Genomic DNA, 22389 nt, shown 5'->3' on the forward strand with positions numbered 1-22389 from the left:
AAAGCGCATGGCACAGATCAACGCCTTCTTCAGCATGCTCCACGAACACGGCGGCAGCGACCTGCACCTGGCCAGCGGCTCGCAGCCGCTCCTGCGCCTGCGCGGCCAGCTCACGCGCATCAAATACAAGGTGCTGGAGCACGAAGAGCTCAAGACCATGCTCTACGAGATAACGCCCGAGGCCAAGATCAAGCAGTTCGAAGAAACCGGCGACGTGGACTTCGCCCACGAGCTGCCCGGCGTGGCCCGCTACCGCGTCAATTATTTCATGCAGCACCGGGGCATCTCCGCCGTGTTCCGCGAAATCCCCCAAGAGATCATGACCGTGGACCAGCTGGGCCTGCCCGACCGCCTGCGCGATCTGGCCATGCTGAACAAGGGCCTCGTGCTCGTCACCGGGCCCACGGGCAGCGGCAAAAGCACCACGCTGGCCGCCATCATCGACCACGCCAACAAGAACCGGCGCGACCACATCCTGACCATCGAGGACCCCATCGAGTTCGTGCACCAGCCCCAGGGCTGCCTGATAAACCAGCGGGAAGTCGGGCGCGACACCACGGGCTTCAAGGCCGCTCTGCGCGGAGCCCTGCGCGAAGACCCGGACATCATCCTGGTGGGCGAGATGCGCGACCTGGAGACCATCCAGCTGGCCTTGCAGGCGGCGGAGACCGGGCACCTGGTCTTCAGCACCCTGCACACCCAAAGCGCCCACAAGACCATCGACCGCATCATCGAGGTGTTCCCCGAGGACTCTCAGGCCCAGGTGCGCACAAGCCTGGCCGAGTCCCTGCGCGCCGTGGTCTCGCAGACGCTGTTTAGGCGCATCGACAAGCCTGGCCGCGTGGCCGCCCAGGAGATTCTGATCGGCATCCCCAGCGTGCGCAACCTCATCCGCGAGGGCAAGACTCACCAATTGCCCAGCGTGCTGCAAACCGGGCGCGAGGCGGGCATGCAGACCCTCGATGACGAGATCTGCCGGCTCATCGAGTGCGGGGCCATCAACCCGGATGAGGGCCTCACCCAGGCCCAGAACAAGGAAAAGGTCCAGGCCAGCATCGACAAGATCACCGGAGGCGCCAAATGAACATGACCCGCCAGCAGTTTGACGGGCTCATGGCCCAGGTGCTGGAGCAGCACCCGGATGTGGCTGACGTCATCATCACCACGGGCAAGGCCATCCAGGCCGAGGTCCACGGCGAGCTGAAGGACGCCATCACCACCCCGGACCTGGGCAAGCTCTCGGCGCTTTTGACCAAGGCCATGGCCCTGGCGCTCATCGGCGAGAACGCGCGCCTGCAAAAAGCCCTGGCAGGAAAAGGCTCCTGCGACCTTTCCTACGCCCTGCCGGGCAAGGGCCGCTTCCGCGTGAACATCTTCAGCCAGCGCGGCAGCCTGGCCCTGGTCATGCGCCGCCTGCCCTCGCGCATCCCCACCATGGAGGAGCTGAGCCTGCCCCAGGCCTTTCAGGACATGGCGCCGGAAAAGAACGGGCTGATCCTCGTCACCGGCGGCACAGGCTCTGGCAAGTCCAACTCCCTGGCCGCGCTCATCGACCGCATCAACGAGACCCGCGCAGGGCACATAGTGACCCTGGAAGACCCGGTTGAGTTCACCCACCCGCACAAAAAGGGCACCGTGAACCAGCGCGAGCTGGGCATAGATTTCGACACCTTCGCCTCCGGCCTGCGCGCCGCCTTCCGCCAGGGGCCCAAGGTCATCCTGGTTGGCGAGATACGCGACCCCGAAACCATGGAGATTGCCCTGCAGGCCGCAGGCACCGGGCATCTCGTGCTTTCCACCCTGCACACAACGGACGCGGGGGCCACCATCAACCGCATCCTGGGGCTCTTTTCACCCAGCGAGGAGCGGCTTATCCGCATGCGCCTGGCCGAGAGCCTGCGCTTCGTGGTGTCCCAGCGCCTGCTGCCCAAGGAGGGCGGAGGCCGCGTGGCCGCCTTCGAGGTGCTCAAGAACACCATGCGCGTCAAAGACCTGATCCTCCAGGGCGAGACAGGCGACAAGACCTTCTACGGGGTGCTGGAATCAAGCGCCACGTATGGCATGCAGACCTTTGACCAGCACTTCCTCCGGCTTTACGAGGCCGGGCACATCACCGAGGAGACGGCGCTGCTTTCCGCCAGCGACCGCTCGCGCCTGGGGCAGATGATCGACCGCACCAAGGCCCTGCGCGGCGACCAGTCCACCGGCCTGATTCTTGAGGGTTTGGAAGACGACGCCGGGACGAAATAGCCTGCGCATTTTTCCCAAACTTTTGGCAAACAGGTTCACACCCAGTATTTTTTGCGCTATGTAAAAGGCGAAAGATACTCTGGGCGACGAGTTGTGGCCGCCCGGCACCCTTAAGCGCATGGAGGACTCTGACATGGCTGAGTATACCCAGAAGGACCTGCCCGTTCACATCCATCCCGACGACCTGCTGCGCCTGGACGATGGCACCACCATCCGCTACGAGACCAGCGGCGAAGCCAAGGACATCATGCTCAACGACGACTTCAACGCCGCCTGCCAGCTTTTCCCCGGCAACGAATTCATCGTCAGCGCCGGCGGCAGGGATTTCCGCGTCAGCACCGGCTATGAAGAGAACATCACCGTCGAGGCCATCTGATTCCAGCACCAACACCGGCGGCCAACGGCGCAAGCGTCCGCGGCCGCCGGCAGTCCACGCCCCCTGGAGCGGCACATGAACAAGCACCTGCTCGTCACCATCTCAGAAGACGCCAGCGCACAGCGGGCGTTGCGTTTCGTGTGCGGCTTCTTCAAGAACAAGGATGACATCCGGCTCACCCTGTTCAACACGGCACCGCAGCCACCCGCCGTCTGGGGCGAAGAAAAAAGCTTCGAAACACTGACCATAAGCGAGGCCAATGCCGAGGCCATCATCGCCTCCAGCAAGCGGGCCATGGTTCAGGCGCGCCAAGTCTTCGTCAATGGCGGCTTCAGCCCAGCCCAGGTGGACGACAAGATCGTGGCACGGAACTTCTCGCGCATCGACGACATCATCAAGGAAGGCGAGTCCGGCCTGTATGACGCTGTTGTTTTTGGGCGGCGCGCCCTGCTCAAGCTGGAGAACTTTCTGGACAAGAGCGCCAGCGAGGAAATGCTGGAGGCCAAATTCGCCTTTCCCCTGTGGCTGTGCCGCAACGTGGACTACAACCGCCACGGCGTGCTGCTCTGCGTGGACGACTCCGAGGCCTTCCGCCGCATGGCCGACCACGTGGGCTTCATTCTGCACGGCGAAACCGAGCATCCGGTCACCCTTCTGCGCGTGATCAAGAAGTCCGAGGACACCCTCTCCCCAGAAGCGCTATTCAGCAGCGCAGTTAGCACCCTTGAGGACAACGGATTCCCCTCGCGGCTCATCCGCACACGCCTGGAGGTATCCGACGACGTGCCCGGGACTATCCTGCGCGAGGCCGAGGCAGGCCGCTATGCAGCTGTGGCCGTTGGCCGCACGGGCATGCAAAAGGGCCCCCTGGCGCGGATTTTCGCTACGTCCGTCACCATCGCCCTGTTCAACAGGCTCAACGGCGCAGCTCTGTGGGTCAGCAGGTAGAACGCTCGAAACGGAACAGAGCGTTCCCCTAAGCAGCCGCGCCGCCAACGACACCGGAGCCAGAGGCAGCTTAACCAGCCTATCTTTCTGTACATTTCGCCACCTCAAGCGTAAGTTGCAACCAACGCGGTGGCATATTTCGCCCCGAAGCGAGGCAGCAACCCGCCGCACCGACACAACAATCCGCACGCGCTGCTCGGGAGAACTACATGGCGAACAAAGTCGCACTCATCACCGGCGTCACCGGGCAGGATGGCGCACTGCTGTCCGAACTGCTGCTGGCCAAGGGCTACACGGTGCACGGCATCAAACGCCGCGCCTCGTCCTTCAACACCTCGCGCATCGACCACATCTATCAGGATCCGCACGAGGCCGAGCGCCGCTTTGTCCTGCACTACGGCGACCTGACCGATACGGCGAACCTCATGCGCATCATCGAAAAGGCGCAGCCGGACGAGATATACAACCTCGCAGCCATGAGCCACGTGGCTGTAAGCTTTGAGATGCCAGAGTACACAGCCGATGCGAACGGCCTGGGAACACTGCGCATTCTTGAGGCCATCCGCACCTTGGGCCTGACCCAGAAAACCAGATTCTACCAAGCCTCCACCAGCGAACTCTACGGCAAGGTGCGCGAGATCCCCCAAAAGGAGACCACCCCTTTTTACCCCCGCAGCCCTTACGCCGTGGCCAAGCTCTTCGCCTACTGGATCACGGTCAATTATCGCGAGGCATACGGCCTCTACGCCTGCAACGGCATCCTTTTCAACCACGAATCTCCCCTGCGCGGCGAGACCTTCGTCACCCGCAAAATCACCCGCGCCCTTTCGCGCATAAAGCTCGGCCTGCAAGACTGCCTGTACCTGGGCAACCTCTCGGCCAAGCGGGACTGGGGCCACGCGCGGGACTACGTGGAAATGCAGTGGCTCATGCTGCAGCAAGAAAAGCCGGAGGACTACGTCATCGCCACTGGCGTGCAATACAGCGTGCGCGAATTCGTCGATGTGGCGGCCGAGGCGCTGGACATGCGCATCACTTGGAGCGGAGAGGGTCTGGATGAGATCGGCAAGGACGATGAGGGCCGTGTCATCGTGCGCGTGGATCCACGCTATTTCCGCCCCACGGAGGTGGACGCCTTGCTTGGCGACCCCTCCCGCGCCAGGGACGAGCTGGGCTGGGTGCCCAAGACAACCTTCAAGGACATGGTGGCCGAAATGGCGCGCGAGGACCTGAACGCCGCCAAACGCGACGACATGGTGAAACGTTGCGGGTACACGGCCTACGACTACAACGAATAGCGGAGCGCGCCATGAACAAGGACTCGCGCATCTTCGTCGCCGGCCACAGGGGTCTGGTGGGCTCGGCCATCACCCGGCAGCTCGTATCCCAGGGCTACTCCAGCATTCTCAAGCGCACCCACGCAGAGCTTGATCTCACCGACGGGGAGCAAGTGCGCCGCTTTTTCGCGGAGAACCGGCCAGAATACGTGGTGCTGGCAGCGGCAAAGGTCGGCGGCATTATGGCCAACAGCACCTACCCGGCTGATTTCATCTACATCAACCTTGCTATCCAGCTGAATGTCATCCACAACGCGCACCTGCATGGCGTGAAGCGGCTGCTCTTCCTCGGCTCCTCTTGCATCTACCCCCGCCACGCGCCGCAGCCCATGCGCGAGGAGCACCTGCTCACAGGACCGCTGGAGCCCACCAACCGGCCATACGCCCTGGCCAAGATCTCCGGCATCGAGATGTGCTGGAGCTACAACCGGCAATACGGCACGCGCTTTCTGGCGGCCATGCCCACCAACCTCTACGGACCGGGCGACAACTACCACCCGCAGAACAGCCACGTCATTCCAGCGCTCATCCGCCGCTTCCATGAAGCCAAACTGCGCGGCGACCAAAGCGTGGTGGTCTGGGGCACGGGCACGCCCCGCCGGGAATTCCTGTACAGCGACGACATGGCGAACGCCTGCGTGCACCTGCTTGGCCTGTCGGAGGACCGCTACGATCCGCTGCTGGGCAGCGACGACACCAAAACCGGCATATTCGCTCCTCCTCTGGTGAACATCGGGGCAGGGCAGGACATCTCCATCCGCGAACTGGCGGAGCTGGTGCAGCGCACCGTCGGCTACACCGGAAGGCTGGAGTTTGACGCAACCAAGCCCGATGGCGCTCCGCTGAAGCTTATGGACACCAGCCGCATGGATGCGGCTGGCTGGAAACCCTCCACAAGCCTGGAGCACGGCCTGCGGAAGGCGTATGACGATTTCCTGAAGGGTCTCCCTTGAAGACGCCCCCGTCCGGAAGCGGCCACTCTCTGGCAACCTTCCCGACCTTCCATCACGCCCTGGATGACATCGAGCGCACAGCCTGGAGCAGGCGGCTGAAGCAGGAGTGGGGATAAACAGGCGAGAGACCGACAGCGGCCCGAAAACCTTTAGCCCGCGCGACGAGGCAGCGTCGCCAGAAGAACACAGCAACCGCCCAGGACCATGACCACCGCGATGAACACGAATCCCGTCACATGGCTGCCTGTGGCATCGCGCACGAAGCCAACCAGCGCAGGCCCCACGAACCCGCCCGCATTGCCGATGGAATTCACCAGGGCCACCCCGCCCGCAGCCGCCGCGCCTGTCAAAAATCCCGTAGGAATGGTCCAGAACGGGCCCAGCATGCCCCACAGGCCCACGGTTGCCAGTGTAAAGCAGCCAAGGCTCCACCACGGCCCGGTGCCGCCCAGCCACCCCCCAGGCATAAAGATCGGCAACAGACTGAGCAGAAAACCAGCGGCTCCGAGGAACAGCGGCCCTGCCGTGTGCCAGCGGCGTTCTCTGGTGCTGTCCGAGTGCCGCCCCACCAGCACCATGCCCAAGGCTCCGCCAAGGTAGGGCACTGAAGAAAGCAGTCCCACGCGCATGGGCGTGGCCGCCTGCCCCAGCACCTCGCCTATGAGCGTCGGCATCCACATGACCAGCCCGTACATACCCACGCAAAGCGCGAAGTATGCCCCGCTCAGGAGCCACACGCGTCTGTCGCGCCCAAGGGACAGCAACACCCGGCTCAGTTTCTCTGGCGCACCGGGTTCCACCGCAGGGTCAACCGCCAGTTCTGTAGCCAGCAGATCACGCTCGCGCCGCTCCAGCCAGGGCGCGTCCGCCGGGCCGTCGGGCAAGAGCCGCAGCACCGACACGCCCAGCAGCACCGCTGGCAGCCCCTCCAGCAAAAACATCCACTGCCACCCGGCCAGACCGTGCAGGCCGTCCAGCCCCAACAAAAGCCCGGAGAGCGGGCCGCCAATCATGCCGGCAACGGGCGTCGCGGCCATGAACAGGGCCACGGCGCGGGCGCGACGCGCGGGCGCGTACCACAGGGTCAGATAATAGATGATGCCGGGCAGAAAGCCCGCTTCGGCAACGCCGAGCAGAAAGCGCAGCGCATGGAAGCTCCAGGGTTCGCGCACCAGGGCCATGAGGCAGGCTGCCACGCCCCAGCTGACCATGATCCGCGCGATCCAGCGGCGCGCGCCCATGCGGCGCAGGATGAGATTGCTCGGCACCTCGCAGAGCACGTAGCCAGCGAAGAACATGCCCGCGCCCAGGCCGAACACGGAGCTGGAGAAGCCCAGATCCTGGCGCAGGCCCGGCGCGGCGAAGGACACGTTGACCCGGTCCAGGTAGGCCACGATGTACAACAGAAACAGATACGGCAGAAGCCGCAGGTCTATCTTGCGATGGAGCGCGTCCAGGCCGGATTTATGGCTCATTGTCATGCGGGGCCTTTACCCCAGCGACGAGGGGATGAAAAGCACGGTGGGGAGGGGGCTCGCCTCACTCCGTCGGCCTATTCGTCACCCTTGGGCGGCACACGGCAGGATTCGCTGCAACACCCGCCGTAAAGGAATCCGTTATAGGCGTGGAGGATGCGCTCCTCCTTGCGCCTGCGTTCGTCCGTGAGGGGCGTGCGCGGCGTTTTGGCGTTCAAGGCCAAGGCCTGTTCCCAGGTGGGGATGGAACGCACTCCGGTGGCAACGCAGTCTCCCGTGACAGGATTCAGAATGCTGGCGCCGATGGAGTCCGTGGCTACAGCCACCGGCACCGGGCCGCCGGGAAAAAGCCGTGCGCAGCTTACAGTCTCGCGCTCGAAGCTGCCAACCTCGCCCGCGCAGAAGATTACAAGCACCATGGGCACTCCAGCATCATCGCAGGCCACCAGATCAATGTGTCGCCCGGTGTCCACCCCGTCGATCTTGAAGATGAGGGGCACCTTGGCCTTGAGGCCGCGCTTGGGGTAGCCCTTCTCCTCCACGAGAAATTTCGCCAGAGCCTGCCGGAACTCTTCGTAGGTGGTTTCCTCGATGGTCTGGCCGGTGAGGTAGTCTGTGAGCATGCCGCCAAGGCTGACTTCGTGCATGGGATACCTCCTCGCTTATCATAAACTTTAACGGCTTAGAGGATGAAGTCAAGCCGGAGGAAGACGTTTCCACCGTTCCTAGACTGGCCCGGTAGGCCAGCGCTCCACCGGCTGTCCAGGTGAACGCCACACATACCCACCCTCTCGCCAATGCAGAAAGCCCGCTTGCGCGGGCCCTCTGGAATGTTTCGGTCTTGCAAGAGCTACGGCAGCAACTGCTTGCCCGCCAGGATGGCGTAGTCGAAGAGCCCGGCAGGCGCCATGCCGAAGAACAGCACCACGGCCGCCAGGATCCCTGCGCCACAAAGGCTGAAAGGGCTGTTGTCAGGCGCCGGAGCGCTCTCGCCCGCCTCGTGGGTGTAGGCGTGACGCACCAGGCTCAAGTAGTAGAAGATGGCGATGGCGCTGTTCACCACCATGATGACGACAAGCCACCAGTAGTGTTCCCAGGCCGGCGCAATCAGGAACAGCTTGCCCATGAATCCCATGGTGGGCGGCAGGCCGACCAGGGCGAAGGCCCCCACGGCCAAAGCAAAGGCCAGTGCGGGCGAGCGCTTGTACAGGCCGTTCAGGTCGTCAAGCTGCAGGTTGCGGCCATCAGAGGCCACGCGGGAGACAACCCAGAAGCAGAGCAGGTTCATGGCCACGTAGGCCAGGGAGTAGAAGGCGGCGGCGGCCAGGCCCATGGCTGTGCCGGAGACCAGCCCCACCATTATGTATCCCGCGTGGGCCACAGAGGAGAAGCCCAGCAGGCGCTTCACATCCTTTTGGGCCAGTGCGCACAGGTTGCCGAAGGTCATGGACAACGCGCCCAACACCGCCAGCAGCATGGTCATTTCCAGGCCGGGCTTCAGCAGCACGGCCAGCCGGATGAGCACCACCGTAGCGCCCAGCTTGGGCAGGGTGGCCACAAAGCCTGCGGTCTCGTTGCTCGCGCCCTGGTACACATCCGGGCACCAGAAATGGAAGGGGAACAGCGCCAGCTTGAAGAACATGCCGCCCATGAAGAGCGAGAGGCCCACCACCGCCATTGGCTGTCCGGCCCAGGTCCAGTTGGCCTTGGCCAGCTGGTCGATGTAGCTCGTGTGCTGGCTGGCCAGAATGTACGAGAAGCCGTAGAGCGCTATGGCCGTGGCCACTGCGCCGAACAGGATGTACTTGATGCCCGCCTCTGCCGCGCCCTTGTGCCCTTGCCCGCCTGCGTTGCGCAGGGGGATGACGGCATAGAGGCTGTAGGACGAGATCTCCAGGGCGATGTAGATGGTGATGAGCTCCACCGCCGAGGACAGGAGCATGAGCCCCCAGGCCGAGATGGCCAGGAACATGAAGTAGTCCGGGCGCTTGCGCTCCTCAAGGCTGGGCTGGCGCGCGGCGTTCAGAACCGTCACGTAGAAGCCCGCCGCAATGGCCAGCTTGAAGAACTGCGAAAGCGCATCAAGCTTGTAGGCTCCGCCGAAGATGAGGCCCTCGGCCCCCCAGGAGACAATGTTCACGAAGATGCCGAATCCCGCAAAGTACGGGAGCCAGCGTTCTGCGGGCGGGGTTTCGCCGCCGCCCTGCTTGTCGGGTCCGGCGCCCAGGCTTTGGCAGAACAAGGCCAATATCAGCATAAGCTGATACAATTCAGGGACAATCAGGATGGGATTGAACTCCACGGCGACCACTCCCTAGTTGTTGACCGGTTCGACGGGGGTTTCAACAGCAGCGACGACAGCCGGGGTTGGCTGCGCCGCGACCACCTGCGTTGTGCTGGTGCGCGTCTTGAGGTCGTTCACCAGCTTCTCGACGCTTGGATCGATGATGTTGAAGAACAGCTTCGGCGCCAGGCCGATGTAGAACACGAAGACAGCCGGAATGAGCAGGTAGGTCCATTCGCGGGTATTCAGATCGCGCCAGGTCTTGGCCGTGCAGGGCTGTCCCCAGGCCATCTTGAGACTCACGCGGAACATGTATGCTGCGCCCAGAAGCGCGCCAGGCACAATGAGCGCGCCGATGACGTAGCTCTTCTGGAACGCTCCGGTGAACACCAGCATCTCGCCCACGAACCCGTTGGTGCCGGGGAAGCCGAAGCTGGCCAGCGCAAACAGTCCCCAGAAGCCCATGAAGGCAGGCAGGTACTTGCCCAGGCCCATGTTGTCCGAGATGGCGCGGCTGTGGCTCCGCTCATACACCGCGCCGATCATCATAAACAGTGCGCCGGTGATGACGCCATGGTTCAGCATCTGGAAGAGAGCGCCTTCAATCCCGCGCAGGTTGAACAGAAAGATTCCCAAGGTCACAAAGCCCATGTGCCCCACCGACGAGTAGGCCACCAGCTTCTTGATGTCCTCCTGGCCCAGGGCGATGGCCCCGCCGTAAAGGATGCTGGCGATGGACACGGCGATCATCAGCGGCGCAAAGTACACGCTAGCGTCTGGCGTCAGCGGAAGGCAGAAGCGCAGGAAGCCGTAAGTTCCCATCTTGAGCAGCACCGCGGCCAGGATCACCGAGCCTGCGCTCGGCGCCTGCACGTGGGCTGCCGGGAGCCAGGTGTGGAACGGGAACATGGGCACCTTGATGGCGAAGGCCAGAGCCATTGCCAGGAAGGCCCAGTACTGGAAGCGGAAGCTGAAGTTCATCTGCATCAGCTCGGGGATTGAGAAGGTGCCCCCGGTGATGCGGAAGGCCACGATGGCGGCCAGAAGCAGCGTGCTTCCCGCCAGCGTGAACAGGAAGAACTTGAGGGATGCATACCGGCGCTGGTCGCCGCCCCAGACCGCGATGAGCAGGTACATGGGGATGAGCATGGCCTCCCAGAACACATAGAAGAGCACCAGATCCATGGCCACGAACACGCCAACGCACGCGCTGGTCATGAACAGCAGACAGAAGTGGAACTCCTTCACGCGCTTTGAGATGTACGTCCAGGAGCACATGACGCACAGGGGCAGGATTGCCAGCGTCAGCATGACCATAAGGTAGCTGATGCCGTCCACCGCCAGGTGGTACTCAAGCCCCCATTGCGGCACCCAGCGCGCCTTTTCGACGAACTGGAAGTCGGAGTTGAATTTGAAGAACAGCAGCGGCAGTCCCAGAATAAGCTCCAGGATTGAGGCGCCCATGGTATAGGCGCGCGCAACCTGCGGGCTTTTGATGAGGAACAGCCCCGCTGCGGCCAGAAGCGGGAACACGATGAGGCTTGTTAAAACCGGGTATCCAAAGTCCAAGGCTCGCTCTCCGTCTCGTTGCGGGGTTTAGGCAAGGTACCAGACCAGGGCGAAGATGCCGAGGCCCAGAGCAGCGGCAAGACCCAGGTATTCCTGGAGTCTGCCGGTCTGAACCTTGGCGCTCAGCACGCCCACGTTCTGAACCGTATACGCCGAGCCATCCACCACGGTGTCGATTCCCTTGGTGTCGAACCAGACAGTACCCCGCGCAAGGGTCAGAAGACCGCCCAGACCAGCGACCCTGTAGGCCTCGGTCCAGCGGTCGTCGATCCACGCCAGGGGCTTTGAGACCAGGGCGAGTGCGCCCCGGCCAATGAGCCGGTAGAAGAAGTCGAAGTCCAGGTTGGTCTTGGCGTGCGGGGTGATGATGTCCCGCGTGATGTAGAAGGCGAGGCCAGAGAAGCCAAGCAGAAGCAGCGACTGAAGCACATGCCACACAGTCCAGGGATGGTACGCGTGCTCCATCTCAAAGGGCAGGTAGCGGTACAGCATGTCCGGGTACACGCCCTGGGCGATGCAGAGCACCGCGCCCATGGCCATGCCGACGTACATGTTCACCGGGATGGGCTTGAGCTCCATGGTGTTGTTGGCCGGTTTGCCCCAGAAGGCGAAATACGGCAGCTTGATGCCCACAGAGAGGAAAGTGCCGACAGCGGCGATCTCCATGCAGACGGCCAGCCAGGTCCGGTGAGCCTCTGCCGCGCCGACGATGGTCATGGTTTTGGAGATGAAGCCGTTAAAGAGCGGCATGCCGGAGATGGAAAGCGCCGCCACCATGTACAGCGCCATGACCCAAGGCATCCGGTGCACCAGCCCGCCCAGCTTGTCGAGCTTGGTGGTGCCCGCCGCGTAGAGCAGGCAGCCCGCGCCCATGAAGAGCAGGCCCTTGTACAGGATGTGCGCGTAGGCGTGGGCCACCGCGCCGTTCATGGTCATTGCCGTGCCGATGCCGATTCCGGCCACCATGTAGCCCACCTGAGAGACGATGTGGTAGGACAGGATGCGCCGGGCGTTGTTCTCTATGCACGCGTACAGCACGCCGTACACGCACATCACCGTTCCGGCGATGGCCAGGGCCTCGACCCCGTGGAAGCCGCGCAAGAGCACGTAGACCGCGGTCTTGGTGGTGAAGGCGCACATGAACACCGAGCCGGTGACCGTGCCCTCGGGGTAGGCGTCGGGCAGCCAGGCATGCAGGGGCACAACAGCCGCGTTGACGCAGAATCCGAGCAGGATCATCCAGTCGTAGGCCATCATCTGCGTGGGCACCACATGGTCGAAGTCGAAGTTGCCCACAGCCTTGTAGCGCATGAGCAGGCCGATCAGGAGGAACAGACCGCCGATGGTGTGGTACATGAAGTAGCGGAAGCCCGCTTTCGTGCTCCGCTCGTTTCTGGCCAGCCAGATGAGGAAGGTTGAGCCGATGCTCATGAACTCCCAGAAGATGAACAGGGTCAGGAAATCGCCCGCGAAGGTGCAGCCAAAGGCGCCGCCCACGTACACGCAGGCCATTATGTGTTGAAGTTTGTCGTCCACGTGCAGGGCGTAGACCATGCCGATGAGGCTCATGACCGCGAACACCTGCGCGAAGATGAGCGACATCTTGTCCACCCGGCCCAAAAGCAGGGTCTGGCCCAGCCAGCTAGCCTGTCCGTACAGGCCGGGCTCAATGGTCATGACGCTCCAGATGGCCACAACGGGCGGAATGAGGAGCAGCCATTTCCAGGCCTTGCCGGGCAAAAACGGCAAGACCAGCGCCAGGGCGTAGAAGCCCACGGTGGGATGGACGAAACCGCTAGCTATTGCGCTCATAATAGTCATCTCCCCGGCTGATCATGGGCTGAACGATCTTTTTCATGATGATGACCATGGCCAGGCCGCCCACCAGGCCGAACAAGGCCCAGAAGCCCGGATACGCGTCGTAGACGAACTCCACCTCATGGGGACGGATGAAGACGTTGGCCCCCACCAACCCGGCCAGCGCCAGGAAGAACAGGGCGGCCAGGATGCAGGTCTTGCCCCTCAGCCAATTGAGCAACATTCCGAACAGGCTCATGCTTTATGCCCCCTAGAACTTGCCGAACACGCGGACGAAATCCATGAACAGCGCCGGGTAGAAGCCCAGCAGCACCGAAATGGCCCCAGTGGCGCACAGCGGAATCACCATAGTCAGCGGCGCTTCCTTGTAATGGTGGAAGTGCGGGTCCGGCCCAGGCTCCTTGAAGAACGCCCGGTAGATCACCGGCAGGAAGTAGCCGGCGTTCAGGATGGTGGAGAGCATGAAGGCCAGGAAGATGGCGAGCTGGCCGGCCTGCAGCGCCCCGTTCACTATGTACCATTTGCTGACAAAGCCGCACACCGGCGGCATGCCGATCATGGACAGAGACCCGATGGCGAAGGCGCCGAAGGTCCAGGGCATTTTGCGGCCCAGGCCGTCCATGAGGCTGATCTTCTTCAGGTGCGTGGCCACGTAGATGGCACCTGCCGCGAAGAAGAGGGTGATTTTGGAGAAGGCGTGGTGCGCGATGTGCGCCATGCCGCCCTGCACCGCCATGGGTGTCAAAAGCGCCACGCCAGCCACCACGTAGCTGAGCTGGGCCACGGTGGAGTAAGCCAGCCGGGCCTTGAGGTCGTCCTTGGTCAGGGCGATGAAGCTGGCAGCGGTAAGCGTGAAGGCCGCAACCATGGCTGTGGGGATGCCCAGGCCCAGCTGGTCCATCACCGTGACGCCGAAGCCGGAGAGGATGATGCGGCAGACGCAGAACACGCCCGCCTTGACCACCGCCACCGCGTGCAGCAAGGCCGAGACCGGGGTGGGGGCCACCATGGCCGAGGGCAGCCAGTTGTGGAAGGGCATGAGCGCCGCCTTGCCGATGCCCGCGATGTACAGCACATAGGTGATGGTGACGGCCAGCGGGTGCGCGGCCACGATCTCCGGCGTGAACATGCCGGTGGTCACATCGCCCAGAGCAAAGTCCAGGTTGCCCACCAGCACGTAGGTCATGACCATTGCGGGCAGGAGGAAGAGCTTCGAGGTGCCCATCAAGTACACAATGTACTTGCGCGCGCCGGAGAAGGAGGTCTCGTCCTGGTGGTGCGCCACAAGCGGGTACGTGAACACGGTGATGACCTCGTAGAAGAGGTACAGGGTGAACACGTTGGCGGAGAGGGCCACGCCCTCGGCCCCGAAGATGGCCACGGCGAAACAGATGTAGTAGCGCGTCTGGGCGTGTTCATCCAGGCTGCGCATGTAGCCGATGTTGTAGCTGGTGGCGAACATCCACAGGAAGCTTGCCACCAGGCCGAAGATCAACGACAGCCCGTCGGCGCTGAAGGTCACCGTAATGCCGGGCATGATGTCGAACAGTGTGTATTTCCAGATGTTCCCGGCCAGCACAGCGGGGGCCAGGGACAAGACCGAGATGAAGGTCAGTCCTGCGGCGATGAAGCTTACAGCCTCGCGCCGGTTCTGGTTGGCCCGGTTGAGCCAGATGAAAAGCGGCGCCACCAGGGTGATGGCCACCGGCAGGAGCACGCGTGCGCTTTCGATGATCCCTGTCATGGTTTGCTCATCCCTTCAGAGTCGAAACGACGCTGGTTTTGGTGCTGCCGAACCGCCGGGCGATGACCACGATAATGGCCAGGACCAGGGTTGCCTCCGCCGCCGCAAGGCCCATGACGAAGAGCGCGCCCAGTTGGCCAAGCATGGCGTTGGCCGGGGTAAGCTGCGCCGCCGCCACGATGGAGAGGCCCGCTCCGTTGAGCATGAGCTCCACGCTGATGAGCATGCCCACCAGGGTTTTGCGCTGCGTGATGCCGAAAAGCCCCGCCAGCAGCAGAATCAGGGCCACCAACTGGTACATGGTAAGCGGACTCATTTGCCGTTCCTCCTCTCCCAGGCCAGGAGCACCGCTCCGGCCATGGAAATCAAGAGCACCACCGAAATCAGCTCGAAGGCCAGGCCGTAAGGCCCAAGCAGGCCCAGACCCAGCTTCTCGATGGTCACTTCCACCGGAACGCCTGTGGTGGCCAGGGGCCGCGTGAGCACCAGCCAGGACAGGACGCCGCCAGTGACGAGCACCGCCAAAAGCGCCAGCACGTTCTGGTACAGGGGCGAACTTTCGGCCTCCTCGCCCTCGGGGTCGGCCTTGGTGAGCATGATGGCGAAGAAGATGAGGACGCACACAGCGCCCACGTAGATGAGGATCTGCATCAGCGCCATGAAGACGCTGTTGAGCAGCATGTACATCCCGGCGACGCCAAGCAGCGTGGCGATGAGCCCCACCATGGCCCGCACGAGGCTTTTGGCCCCCACGGCCAGCAGGCTGCCGCCAAGGATTATCAGCGCATAGAGCCCGAAGGCGACTTTGGCCATCTCTTCCATAGCTTAGGCCTCGCTCGTCTCTGCGGGGACTGCCGCAGGCTCGGCGGGGGCAGGCGCTTGCGAATCCCTGAGCTTCACCACCAGGTCGAAGAGGAAGTCGTTGCGCGAGTAACCCGCCATGTAGACATTGCCTGTAAAACTCAACGCGCCTGCCGGGCAGTTCTCAATGCATGTGCCGCACAGGCTGCACAGGCTATAGTCATAGACGAACTTCTCCGGGTCCTTGGGCGCCTTGTCCTTGGTCTTCTCACCGTTGGCCTTGGCCTCGGCCAGAGCCTTCTCTTCCTCGGGCGTGGGCTTCGGGGCCTTCTTCTTCACCACAGTGATGCAGTGCGAGGGACAGGCCAGCGCGCACATGCCGCAGGAAATGCAGCGCGGCTTGAAGGGATCCTTCTGGCCGCCGCCCACAAGCTCCAGGTGGCCTTTGAACGTGCCGATGTTGGACACAGCCTTCCAGGGGTAGCGCACGGTGCGCTGGGGTTCCAGGAAGTATTTCCCGGTCACCCGCAGACCCACCATGAGGCTCCACAGGTCGGAGACAGTCTTGATTGCTTCCTTGATGGCGTTCATACGGCTTCCTTCATCACCAGCGCACTTCGGTGAACTGGGCCAGCTTCACGAAGAAGCTGGTAGCGAGCAGATTGAGCACGGCCAGGGGCATGAGCCACTTCCAGTTGATGTTCAAAAGCTGGTCGAACCGCACGCGCGGATACGTCCAGCGGAAGAACACCATGAGCAGCATGAGCAGAGACACCTTGAGCACGAACCACACCGGGCCAGGCAGCACCGGGCCGTTCCAGCCTCCCAAAAAGAGCGCGGTGGCCACCGCGCAGACGACCACCATGTTGGCGTATTCCGCCAGGAAGAACAGGCCGAAGCCCATGCCCGAGTATTCCGTGTGGAACCCGGCGGTAAGCTCGCTCTCAGCCTCGGGCAGGTCGAAGGGCGCGCGGTTGGTCTCGCCCAGGGCGCTCACCATGTAGATGAGGAAGGCCAGGGGCTGGGTCATGATGTTCCAGTTCCAAGGCCAAGTGCCCTGCCCCTTGACCACCTCGGCCAGGTTCAGGCTGCCGGCCACAAAACTGACCGCCAGGACGGACAAGAGCAGCGGGATCTCGTAGGCCACGGACTGCGCAACCGCGCGGGCCGCGCCCAGGAGGCCGTACTTGTTGTTGGAGGCCCAGCCGCCAAGAAGCAGCGAGAGCACGGCGAGGCCGGAAAAGGCCAGAATCAGCAGCAGGCCCAGGTTGACGTCCAGCGCGTACAGGCCGTCGCCCAGGGGCAGGGGCAGAAAGAGCAGCAGAACCGGGAGGAACGACAGCACCGGCGCCAGCCAGAAGAGGATGGGGTCGGCCTTGTCGGGCATGAACAACTGCTTGCCCACCAGTTTGAGGGCGTCGGCCAGTGGCTGCAAGAGCCCGCTGGGACCGACCTCGTAGGGGCCGGGCCGGCGTTGGATATGTCCGGCCACTTTGCGCTCCACCCAGACCATCACCAGGCCGATGAGGCCCACGCTTATGGCCACGGCCACAAGGCCGATGAGGATGCGTATGAATTCTGCGGGCATCGCGTTCTCCTACCTGTCGATTTCCGGGATGATAAGATCGAGGCTGCCCAGGATGGCCACTGCATCGGCCAGGATGGTGCCGCGCGAAACTTCGGCGAAGAGGCTCAGGTTGCAGAAGCCTGGCGCGCGCAGCTTGGTGCGGTAAAGGTTCTTGCCGCCGTCGCTCACGAGGTACACGCCGATCTTTCCGCGCGCGCCCTCCACAGCGAAGTAGGCCTCGCCCTTGGGCGCCTTCCAGGAAGGCTTGGGTGCGCCCTTCACCAACACGTCGCCCTCGGGCATCATGTCCAGGCACTGCTCAATGATGCGCAGGCTCTGCTCAAACTCGGCGATGCGCACGTCGTAACGCCCGCGCGCGTCCATGAGGTCGGAGGTGGGGATTTCGAAGTCCAGCTTCGGGTAGACCGAGTAGGGATCGCTGCGGCGCACGTCGTAGGCGATGCCCGAGCCGCGGATCACCGGGCCTGTTGCGCCGAAGCGGCGGCACACCTCTGGCTCGATGACGCCGATGCCTTCGATACGCTTTCTGAGGATGATGTTGTCGCTGACCAGATCCTTGTACATGGGCAGCCGTTCGCGCATCCAGGGAATGAAGGCGCGGATGCGGGACAGGCAGTCCTCGTTCAAATCCTTCGCCACGCCGCCGATGCGGAAGTAGCTGTAGGTGAGGCGCGAGCCCGTGGGCGCCTGCAAAATGTCCAGGATTTTTTCGCGGTCGTCAAAGGCGTACATGATGGGCGTAAAGGCTCCGAGGTCCAGCAGGTAGGCGCCCCACCAGAGGAGGTGCGAGGCCAGGCGGTTCAGCTCGCAGGTGATGACGCGCACATATTCGGCGCGCTCCGGCACCTCGATGCCCGCCAGTTTCTCCACCGCGCCCACAAAGGCCCAGTTCCAGCCCAGGGCGTGGCCGTAATCTACGCGGCCCATGTTCGGAATAAACTGGGCTGCGGTTTTCACCTCGGCCATCTTCTCATGCATGCGGTGCAGGTAGCCCAACACCGGCTCGGCGCGCAGGATGTACTCGCCGTCCATCTCCACCACCACCCGGAGCACACCGTGGGTGGAGGGGTGCTGGGGGCCGAGGTTCAGGATGAGGGAGCCTTCCTGGGCATTCTTCGCGAAATTGTTGGTGTAGAAGTCGCCGGCGACCTGATCGGGGAGTGCGCTGTGTGTCATAGGTGTGCCACTGTCCTTGTTATGCCGTGGCTTTATCGCCAGCGGCGGCCTCTGACTGCGAACTGGCCTGGGCCTCTGCCGGGGCGTCGGGCGTCATGAGACCGAAGCCGGGGCCGCAGTGGACCACCTCGCCCGCCTCAAGAATGTCGCGCATCCTGGCCCGCGACTTGGGATCCTTGCGCAGCGGGAAGCAGTCGGCCATGTCCGGGTCGATCAACAGCGGTATGAAGTTCGGGTTGCCCTGGAACACCACGCCGTGGAAGTCCCTGGTTTCGCGCTCGTGCCATTCCGCACCTTGAAAGATGCCTGCGATGGACGGCACGCTTGGCGCGTCGTGCGGGGCGATGACGCGCAAAGCCACCCGGCCCGGCTTGTGGAAGTGGGCGAAATGGTAGGTCACCACGTAGCCCTCGACGCAATCCAGGGCGCTAATGTCCTCAACGAAATAATCCGCGGCCAGCAGGCGTTCCGCCGCCCGCACCAGGGATGCTGCGGGCAGAATGGCCTGCCAGGTCTTGCCGGTCTTCTGGAAGTCGCAGGCGGCCAGATAATCCAGGGGCAGCCCCTTAAGAAGCGCATCCATCTACTTGCCCTCCAGGTCAAAGGGGCCGTCGACGGGCGCATTGGGCCAGAAGCGCTTGCCTGAGATTTTTTCCTGCAGCAGGAACAGGCCTTCGAGCAGAGCCTCGGGCCTGGGCGGGCAGCCGGGCACATACACGTCCACTGGAATCAGGTGGTCCACGCCCTCTATGATGCCGTACTGGTCCTTGAACTTGAAGGGGCCGCCGGAGATGGCGCAGTTGCCCAGGGCCATGACCCAGCGCGGGGCAGGCATCTGCTCGTACAGGCGCACCACTGCCGGAGCCATCTTCTTGGTCACGGTGCCGGCCACGATCATCAGGTCCGACTGGCGGGGCGAGGGGCGGAACACCTCAGCGCCGAAGCGGGCGATGTCCCAACGGGCCATGCCCACGGACATCATCTCGATGGCGCAGCAAGCAAGGCCGAAGGTCATGGGCCACAGCGACATGGAGCGGCAGATGTCCATGATCTGCTGCGCCGGCCCGATGTTCAGGATCGGGTCGGCGATGATGACGTCAGGTTTCTGCGCTACGATATTTTGCGCGGCCATGTGAACACCCCTTTTGCCCAGAAATAAACGATGGCGAGTCCAAGCACCCCGAGGAAGATGACCATTTCGAAGAAGGGCAGCCACCCCTGCGTGGTGCGGTACACCGCCGCCACCGGGAAAAGGTAGAGCACGTCCACATCGAAGGCCAGAAACAGCAGCGCGTAGATGTAGTAATTTATCCCGAAGCTCGTCCAAGCGCCGCCATGGGGACGCATGCCGCACTCGTAGGGCATGCCCATGTCTCCGCCGCGCGCCCGGGGGGCGACCAGATAAGACAAAACGAGCGGACCGCCAGCAAACAGCAACCCGCCCAACAGGAACAGGATAATGGCCAAATGGAGCCAGCTAAAAACCATAAACGTCCCCCTTGCCGGAAGAAATCAACCCGGAAAACAGAGCCTTGCCAAACCCTTTGGACTATTATCTCCACATTGCCCCGACTTGGGGAAGACGTCAACCCCTTCTCCGAGAAATCGCGCTTACTTCACCAATTTCTGGCACCGATCTCCCCATGCAAGTGTTGGGGATTCCTGGCAACAATAATTACTAGTTAATTTTTTCACATGAATCAAGGCCCTTACGAAACAAGCGGCTAATTTGAACATTTTTATCGCAACACCCCGTGATAGCTCGTTTTATTTGCGGAATCACAAGCCCGCACCCAAGCCCCCAATATTTCATCATTTTCCCTGAGTCAGCCCCCCCATACACCAAAATGGCAGCTTATGATAGCGCCCATTGCTCATTCGTGAAGAGCTTGGTCTTGGATCGTAATTCACGCTTGTGGGGTCGGTCTTGTGCCCCACCTGGTTTCGGCTTATTGAACCCTGCAATTATCCAGAAAACGTCCACACGGGAGAGCACATGGCCGAGAGCAAACGCATTCTCATCACCGGCGGGTCCGGCTTTTTGGGCTCGCACCTTTGCGAGCGGCTTCTGGCCGCTGGGCACGACGTGCTCTGCGTGGACAACTACTTCACCGGCAGCAAGGAAAACATCCGCCACCTTACAGGGAACCCGCACTTCGAGCTGATGCGCCACGACGTGACCTTTCCGCTCTATGTTGAGGTGGACGAGATCTACAATCTGGCGTGCCCAGCTTCGCCCATCCACTACCAGCACGACCCGGTGCAGACGACCAAGACAAGCGTTCACGGGGCCATCAACATGCTGGGCCTTGCCAAGCGCATCAAGGCCAAGATTCTGCAGGCAAGCACAAGCGAGGTCTACGGGGACCCGGCCATGCATCCGCAGACCGAGGACTACTGGGGCAACGTCAATCCCATCGGACCGCGTGCCTGCTACGACGAGGGCAAGCGCTGCGCCGAGACCCTTTTCTTCGACTACCACCGCCAGCACCGCCTGCGCATCAAGGTGGCGCGCATCTTCAACACCTACGGCCCCAGAATGGCGATCAACGATGGCCGCGTGGTCTCAAATTTCATCGTCCAGGCCCTGCGCGGCGAGGACATCACCGTCTACGGCGACGGCGGCCAGACCCGCTCCTTCTGCTACGTGGATGATCTGGTTGACGGCCTTGTTCGCCTGATGGAGAACACGCCCGACGACTTCACCGGCCCGGTGAACCTGGGCAACCCGCGCGAGTTCACCATCCTGCAACTGGCCCAGGCGGTCATCGGCATGCTCGGCTCGCCTTCAAAGATCATCCACAAGCCCCTGCCTCAGGACGACCCCATGCAGCGCAAGCCGGACATATCCCTGGCCAAAAGCGCCCTGGGCTGGGATCCGCAGATCCGCCTTGAGGACGGCCTGAAGCCCACCGTGGACTACTTCCGGCGCGTGCTGGGGATTTAGAAGGAAAGTATAACATGTGCGGCATTTGCGGACACGTGCGCGCTGGCGGCCTGCGCGCCGATGACCTCTGTGGCGGGTTCCCCGCGCGCCTGGAGGGGGTTCTTGCGCGCATCGCCCACCGCGGCCCCAACGCCACAGGGCGCTGGACCTGCGGACACGCGGCCCTGGGCCACACGCGTCTGTCCATTCTGGACCTGGACGAGCGAGCGGGCCAGCCCATGCACGACCCGGTCACGGGCAACGTCATTGTATTCAACGGCGAGATCTACAATTTCCGGGCGCTTCGCGCCGACCTGGAGAACCGCGGCGAGAGCTTCCGCACCACGGGCGACACCGAGGTGCTGCTGGCCATGTACCGCATCCACGGCCAGGACTGCCTGCGGCGCCTGCGCGGCATGTTCGCTTTCGCCCTCTGGGACGCCGCCCGCCAGGAGCTTTTCCTCGCCCGCGACCCCATGGGCAAGAAGCCCCTGGTATACTTCGAAGGCCCGCACGGCCTCGTCTTCGCCTCGGAGATCCGCGCCCTGCGCGCCCACCCGGACTGCCCAACGGACATGGACCCCGAGGCCCTGGACCTCTACCTGAGCCTAGGCTACGTGCCTGCGCCCAAGACCATTCTCTCCGGCGTGCGCAAGCTCCAGCCGGGCTGCTGCGCCGTGTACTCCTGCCGCGAAGCCTCCCCTGCCCTCACCACACGCCGCTACTGGGAGATGGACTTCCGCGCCAAGCTGGACATATCCGAGGCCGAGGCCCTGGAACTGGCCTGGGCCGAACTGCGCGAGAGCGTGCGCCTGCGCCTGGAGTCTGACGTGCCCCTGGGCCTGCTGCTCTCCGGCGGCGTGGATTCGAGCCTGGTGGCCGCGGTGCTGGCTGAACTGTGCCCGGGCAAGGTGCAGGCATTCTGCATCGGCTTTGGCGAAAAGAAGTACAACGAGCTGCCCCACGCCCAGGCCGTGGCCAAACACCTGGGCATCACCCTGCACCACGAGATCATGCCCCCGGCCAGCCTGTCCATGCTGCCGGAGGTCGTCGAACGCTACGGCGAGCCCTATGCCGACGACTCCGCCCTGCCCGCTCTGGCCCTGTCGCGCATGGCGCGCAGCCACATAACCGTGGCTCTTGG

Annotated in this window: 23 protein-coding genes; 8 read left to right on the forward strand and 15 right to left on the reverse strand. The window is 63.1% G+C overall.

The features are described 5' to 3' along the window. Positions 1 to 7 precede the first annotated feature (7 nt). The 6 genes from Q8O35_RS00410 to Q8O35_RS00435 all read left to right on the forward strand — a co-directional run bounded on the left by Q8O35_RS00410 (position 8) and on the right by Q8O35_RS00435 (position 5864). Complete coding sequence (locus Q8O35_RS00410) at positions 8 to 1084, forward strand: type IV pilus twitching motility protein PilT (protein ID WP_305569146.1); 1077 nt, start codon at positions 8 to 10, stop codon at positions 1082 to 1084. Beyond that, positions 1081 to 2250: a type IV pilus twitching motility protein PilT gene (locus Q8O35_RS00415; RefSeq protein WP_305569102.1), complete on the forward strand. Its 1170-nt coding sequence runs from the start codon at positions 1081 to 1083 to the stop codon at positions 2248 to 2250. Before Q8O35_RS00410 ends, Q8O35_RS00415 begins: the two co-directional genes overlap by 4 nt. Before the next feature lie 133 nt (positions 2251 to 2383). Then, positions 2384 to 2626 carry a hypothetical protein gene (locus Q8O35_RS00420; protein ID WP_305569104.1) on the forward strand — a complete coding sequence of 81 codons (243 nt, stop codon included), beginning with the start codon at positions 2384 to 2386 and terminating at the stop codon, positions 2624 to 2626. A 75-nt stretch (positions 2627 to 2701) separates the two neighbouring features. Next, positions 2702 to 3574, forward strand: a complete 873-nt coding sequence (locus Q8O35_RS00425; protein ID WP_305569106.1) for a universal stress protein UspA — start codon at positions 2702 to 2704, stop codon at positions 3572 to 3574. Between the two features lie 209 nt (positions 3575 to 3783). Further along, a complete protein-coding gene (gene gmd / locus Q8O35_RS00430; protein ID WP_305569108.1) occupies positions 3784 to 4872 on the forward strand; it encodes a GDP-mannose 4,6-dehydratase in 1089 nt (362 codons plus the stop codon). 11 nt (positions 4873 to 4883) lie between these two features. Beyond that, complete coding sequence (locus Q8O35_RS00435) at positions 4884 to 5864, forward strand: GDP-L-fucose synthase (protein ID WP_305569110.1); 981 nt, start codon at positions 4884 to 4886, stop codon at positions 5862 to 5864. Between the two features lie 149 nt (positions 5865 to 6013). On the opposite strand, the gene Q8O35_RS00440 is transcribed toward Q8O35_RS00435, so the two are convergent. From Q8O35_RS00440 to Q8O35_RS00510, 15 genes are all read right to left on the reverse strand, one after another. After that, positions 6014 to 7339: an MFS transporter gene (locus tag Q8O35_RS00440; protein WP_305569112.1), complete on the reverse strand. Its 1326-nt coding sequence runs from the start codon at positions 7337 to 7339 to the stop codon at positions 6014 to 6016. A gap of 77 nt (positions 7340 to 7416) precedes the next feature. Further along, positions 7417 to 7986, reverse strand: a complete 570-nt coding sequence (locus Q8O35_RS00445; RefSeq protein WP_305569114.1) for a type I restriction enzyme HsdR N-terminal domain-containing protein — start codon at positions 7984 to 7986, stop codon at positions 7417 to 7419. A gap of 203 nt (positions 7987 to 8189) precedes the next feature. After that, on the reverse strand, positions 8190 to 9641 hold the full coding sequence (locus Q8O35_RS00450; RefSeq protein WP_305569116.1) for an NADH-quinone oxidoreductase subunit N: 1452 nt from the start codon (positions 9639 to 9641) through the stop codon (positions 8190 to 8192). A 12-nt stretch (positions 9642 to 9653) separates the two neighbouring features. Then, a complete protein-coding gene (locus Q8O35_RS00455; RefSeq protein WP_305569118.1) occupies positions 9654 to 11192 on the reverse strand; it encodes a NuoM family protein in 1539 nt (512 codons plus the stop codon). Positions 11193 to 11219: 27 nt separating this feature from the next. Next, the gene (locus tag Q8O35_RS00460) at positions 11220 to 13004 is read right to left on the reverse strand and encodes a Na(+)/H(+) antiporter subunit D (protein WP_371133066.1); all 1785 of its coding nucleotides are present in this window, start codon (positions 13002 to 13004) and stop codon (positions 11220 to 11222) included. Next, on the reverse strand, positions 12988 to 13248 hold the full coding sequence (locus tag Q8O35_RS00465; protein WP_305569122.1) for a hypothetical protein: 261 nt from the start codon (positions 13246 to 13248) through the stop codon (positions 12988 to 12990). Before Q8O35_RS00465 ends, Q8O35_RS00460 begins: the two co-directional genes overlap by 17 nt. A 12-nt stretch (positions 13249 to 13260) precedes the next feature. Then, positions 13261 to 14754, reverse strand: coding sequence for a monovalent cation/H+ antiporter subunit D family protein (locus tag Q8O35_RS00470; protein WP_305569124.1), 1494 nt, complete (start codon positions 14752 to 14754; stop codon positions 13261 to 13263). A gap of 7 nt (positions 14755 to 14761) precedes the next feature. Continuing rightward, positions 14762 to 15070 carry an NADH-quinone oxidoreductase subunit NuoK gene (gene nuoK, locus Q8O35_RS00475; RefSeq protein WP_305569126.1) on the reverse strand — a complete coding sequence of 103 codons (309 nt, stop codon included), beginning with the start codon at positions 15068 to 15070 and terminating at the stop codon, positions 14762 to 14764. Continuing rightward, positions 15067 to 15576: an NADH-quinone oxidoreductase subunit J gene (locus Q8O35_RS00480; protein ID WP_305569128.1), complete on the reverse strand. Its 510-nt coding sequence runs from the start codon at positions 15574 to 15576 to the stop codon at positions 15067 to 15069. Before Q8O35_RS00480 ends, nuoK begins: the two co-directional genes overlap by 4 nt. A gap of 3 nt (positions 15577 to 15579) precedes the next feature. After that, positions 15580 to 16146, reverse strand: coding sequence for a 4Fe-4S binding protein (locus tag Q8O35_RS00485; protein WP_305569130.1), 567 nt, complete (start codon positions 16144 to 16146; stop codon positions 15580 to 15582). A gap of 13 nt (positions 16147 to 16159) precedes the next feature. Further along, on the reverse strand, positions 16160 to 17143 hold the full coding sequence (gene nuoH / locus Q8O35_RS00490; protein ID WP_305569132.1) for an NADH-quinone oxidoreductase subunit NuoH: 984 nt from the start codon (positions 17141 to 17143) through the stop codon (positions 16160 to 16162). 9 nt (positions 17144 to 17152) lie between these two features. Continuing rightward, the gene (locus Q8O35_RS00495; protein ID WP_305569134.1) at positions 17153 to 18319 is read right to left on the reverse strand and encodes an NADH-quinone oxidoreductase subunit D; all 1167 of its coding nucleotides are present in this window, start codon (positions 18317 to 18319) and stop codon (positions 17153 to 17155) included. A gap of 19 nt (positions 18320 to 18338) precedes the next feature. Next, positions 18339 to 18902, reverse strand: a complete 564-nt coding sequence (locus tag Q8O35_RS00500) for an NADH-quinone oxidoreductase subunit C (RefSeq protein WP_305569136.1) — start codon at positions 18900 to 18902, stop codon at positions 18339 to 18341. After that, positions 18903 to 19451, reverse strand: a complete 549-nt coding sequence (locus tag Q8O35_RS00505) for an NADH-quinone oxidoreductase subunit B (protein WP_305569138.1) — start codon at positions 19449 to 19451, stop codon at positions 18903 to 18905. Then, complete coding sequence (locus Q8O35_RS00510) at positions 19430 to 19807, reverse strand: NADH-quinone oxidoreductase subunit A (protein WP_305569140.1); 378 nt, start codon at positions 19805 to 19807, stop codon at positions 19430 to 19432. The genes Q8O35_RS00505 and Q8O35_RS00510 overlap by 22 nt, the downstream gene beginning before the upstream one ends. Positions 19808 to 20315: 508 nt before the next feature. Here Q8O35_RS00510 and Q8O35_RS00515 point away from each other — a divergent pair. Continuing rightward, positions 20316 to 21266, forward strand: coding sequence for a UDP-glucuronic acid decarboxylase family protein (locus Q8O35_RS00515; RefSeq protein WP_305569142.1), 951 nt, complete (start codon positions 20316 to 20318; stop codon positions 21264 to 21266). Between the two features lie 14 nt (positions 21267 to 21280). After that, positions 21281 to 22389: asparagine synthase (glutamine-hydrolyzing) (gene asnB, locus Q8O35_RS00520; RefSeq protein ID WP_305569144.1), on the forward strand; the 1109-nt coding region annotated here is incomplete at its 3' end.

Origin of the sequence: Humidesulfovibrio sp., from assembly GCF_030689645.1 — a bacterium.
Classification (GTDB): Bacteria; Desulfobacterota; Desulfovibrionia; order Desulfovibrionales; family Desulfovibrionaceae; genus Humidesulfovibrio.

What these genes read in the sequence shown, in the direction of transcription:
- Q8O35_RS00410 (WP_305569146.1), top strand. Translation starts at nt 8, where the DNA reads ATGGCACAGATCAACGCCTTCTTCAGCATGCTCCACGAACACGGCGGC.
- Q8O35_RS00415 (WP_305569102.1), top strand. Translation starts at nt 1,081, where the DNA reads ATGAACATGACCCGCCAGCAGTTTGACGGGCTCATGGCCCAGGTGCTG.
- Q8O35_RS00420 (WP_305569104.1), top strand. Translation starts at nt 2,384, where the DNA reads ATGGCTGAGTATACCCAGAAGGACCTGCCCGTTCACATCCATCCCGAC.
- Q8O35_RS00425 (WP_305569106.1), top strand. Translation starts at nt 2,702, where the DNA reads ATGAACAAGCACCTGCTCGTCACCATCTCAGAAGACGCCAGCGCACAG.
- gmd (WP_305569108.1), top strand. Translation starts at nt 3,784, where the DNA reads ATGGCGAACAAAGTCGCACTCATCACCGGCGTCACCGGGCAGGATGGC.
- Q8O35_RS00435 (WP_305569110.1), top strand. Translation starts at nt 4,884, where the DNA reads ATGAACAAGGACTCGCGCATCTTCGTCGCCGGCCACAGGGGTCTGGTG.
- Q8O35_RS00440 (WP_305569112.1), bottom strand. Translation starts at nt 7,339, where the DNA reads ATGAGCCATAAATCCGGCCTGGACGCGCTCCATCGCAAGATAGACCTG.
- Q8O35_RS00445 (WP_305569114.1), bottom strand. Translation starts at nt 7,986, where the DNA reads ATGCACGAAGTCAGCCTTGGCGGCATGCTCACAGACTACCTCACCGGC.
- Q8O35_RS00460 (WP_371133066.1), bottom strand. Translation starts at nt 13,004, where the DNA reads ATGAGCGCAATAGCTAGCGGTTTCGTCCATCCCACCGTGGGCTTCTAC.
- Q8O35_RS00465 (WP_305569122.1), bottom strand. Translation starts at nt 13,248, where the DNA reads ATGAGCCTGTTCGGAATGTTGCTCAATTGGCTGAGGGGCAAGACCTGC.
- Q8O35_RS00470 (WP_305569124.1), bottom strand. Translation starts at nt 14,754, where the DNA reads ATGACAGGGATCATCGAAAGCGCACGCGTGCTCCTGCCGGTGGCCATC.
- nuoK (WP_305569126.1), bottom strand. Translation starts at nt 15,070, where the DNA reads ATGAGTCCGCTTACCATGTACCAGTTGGTGGCCCTGATTCTGCTGCTG.
- Q8O35_RS00480 (WP_305569128.1), bottom strand. Translation starts at nt 15,576, where the DNA reads ATGGAAGAGATGGCCAAAGTCGCCTTCGGGCTCTATGCGCTGATAATC.
- Q8O35_RS00485 (WP_305569130.1), bottom strand. Translation starts at nt 16,146, where the DNA reads ATGAACGCCATCAAGGAAGCAATCAAGACTGTCTCCGACCTGTGGAGC.
- nuoH (WP_305569132.1), bottom strand. Translation starts at nt 17,143, where the DNA reads ATGCCCGCAGAATTCATACGCATCCTCATCGGCCTTGTGGCCGTGGCC.
- Q8O35_RS00495 (WP_305569134.1), bottom strand. Translation starts at nt 18,319, where the DNA reads ATGACACACAGCGCACTCCCCGATCAGGTCGCCGGCGACTTCTACACC.
- Q8O35_RS00500 (WP_305569136.1), bottom strand. Translation starts at nt 18,902, where the DNA reads ATGGATGCGCTTCTTAAGGGGCTGCCCCTGGATTATCTGGCCGCCTGC.
- Q8O35_RS00505 (WP_305569138.1), bottom strand. Translation starts at nt 19,451, where the DNA reads ATGGCCGCGCAAAATATCGTAGCGCAGAAACCTGACGTCATCATCGCC.
- Q8O35_RS00510 (WP_305569140.1), bottom strand. Translation starts at nt 19,807, where the DNA reads ATGGTTTTTAGCTGGCTCCATTTGGCCATTATCCTGTTCCTGTTGGGC.
- Q8O35_RS00515 (WP_305569142.1), top strand. Translation starts at nt 20,316, where the DNA reads ATGGCCGAGAGCAAACGCATTCTCATCACCGGCGGGTCCGGCTTTTTG.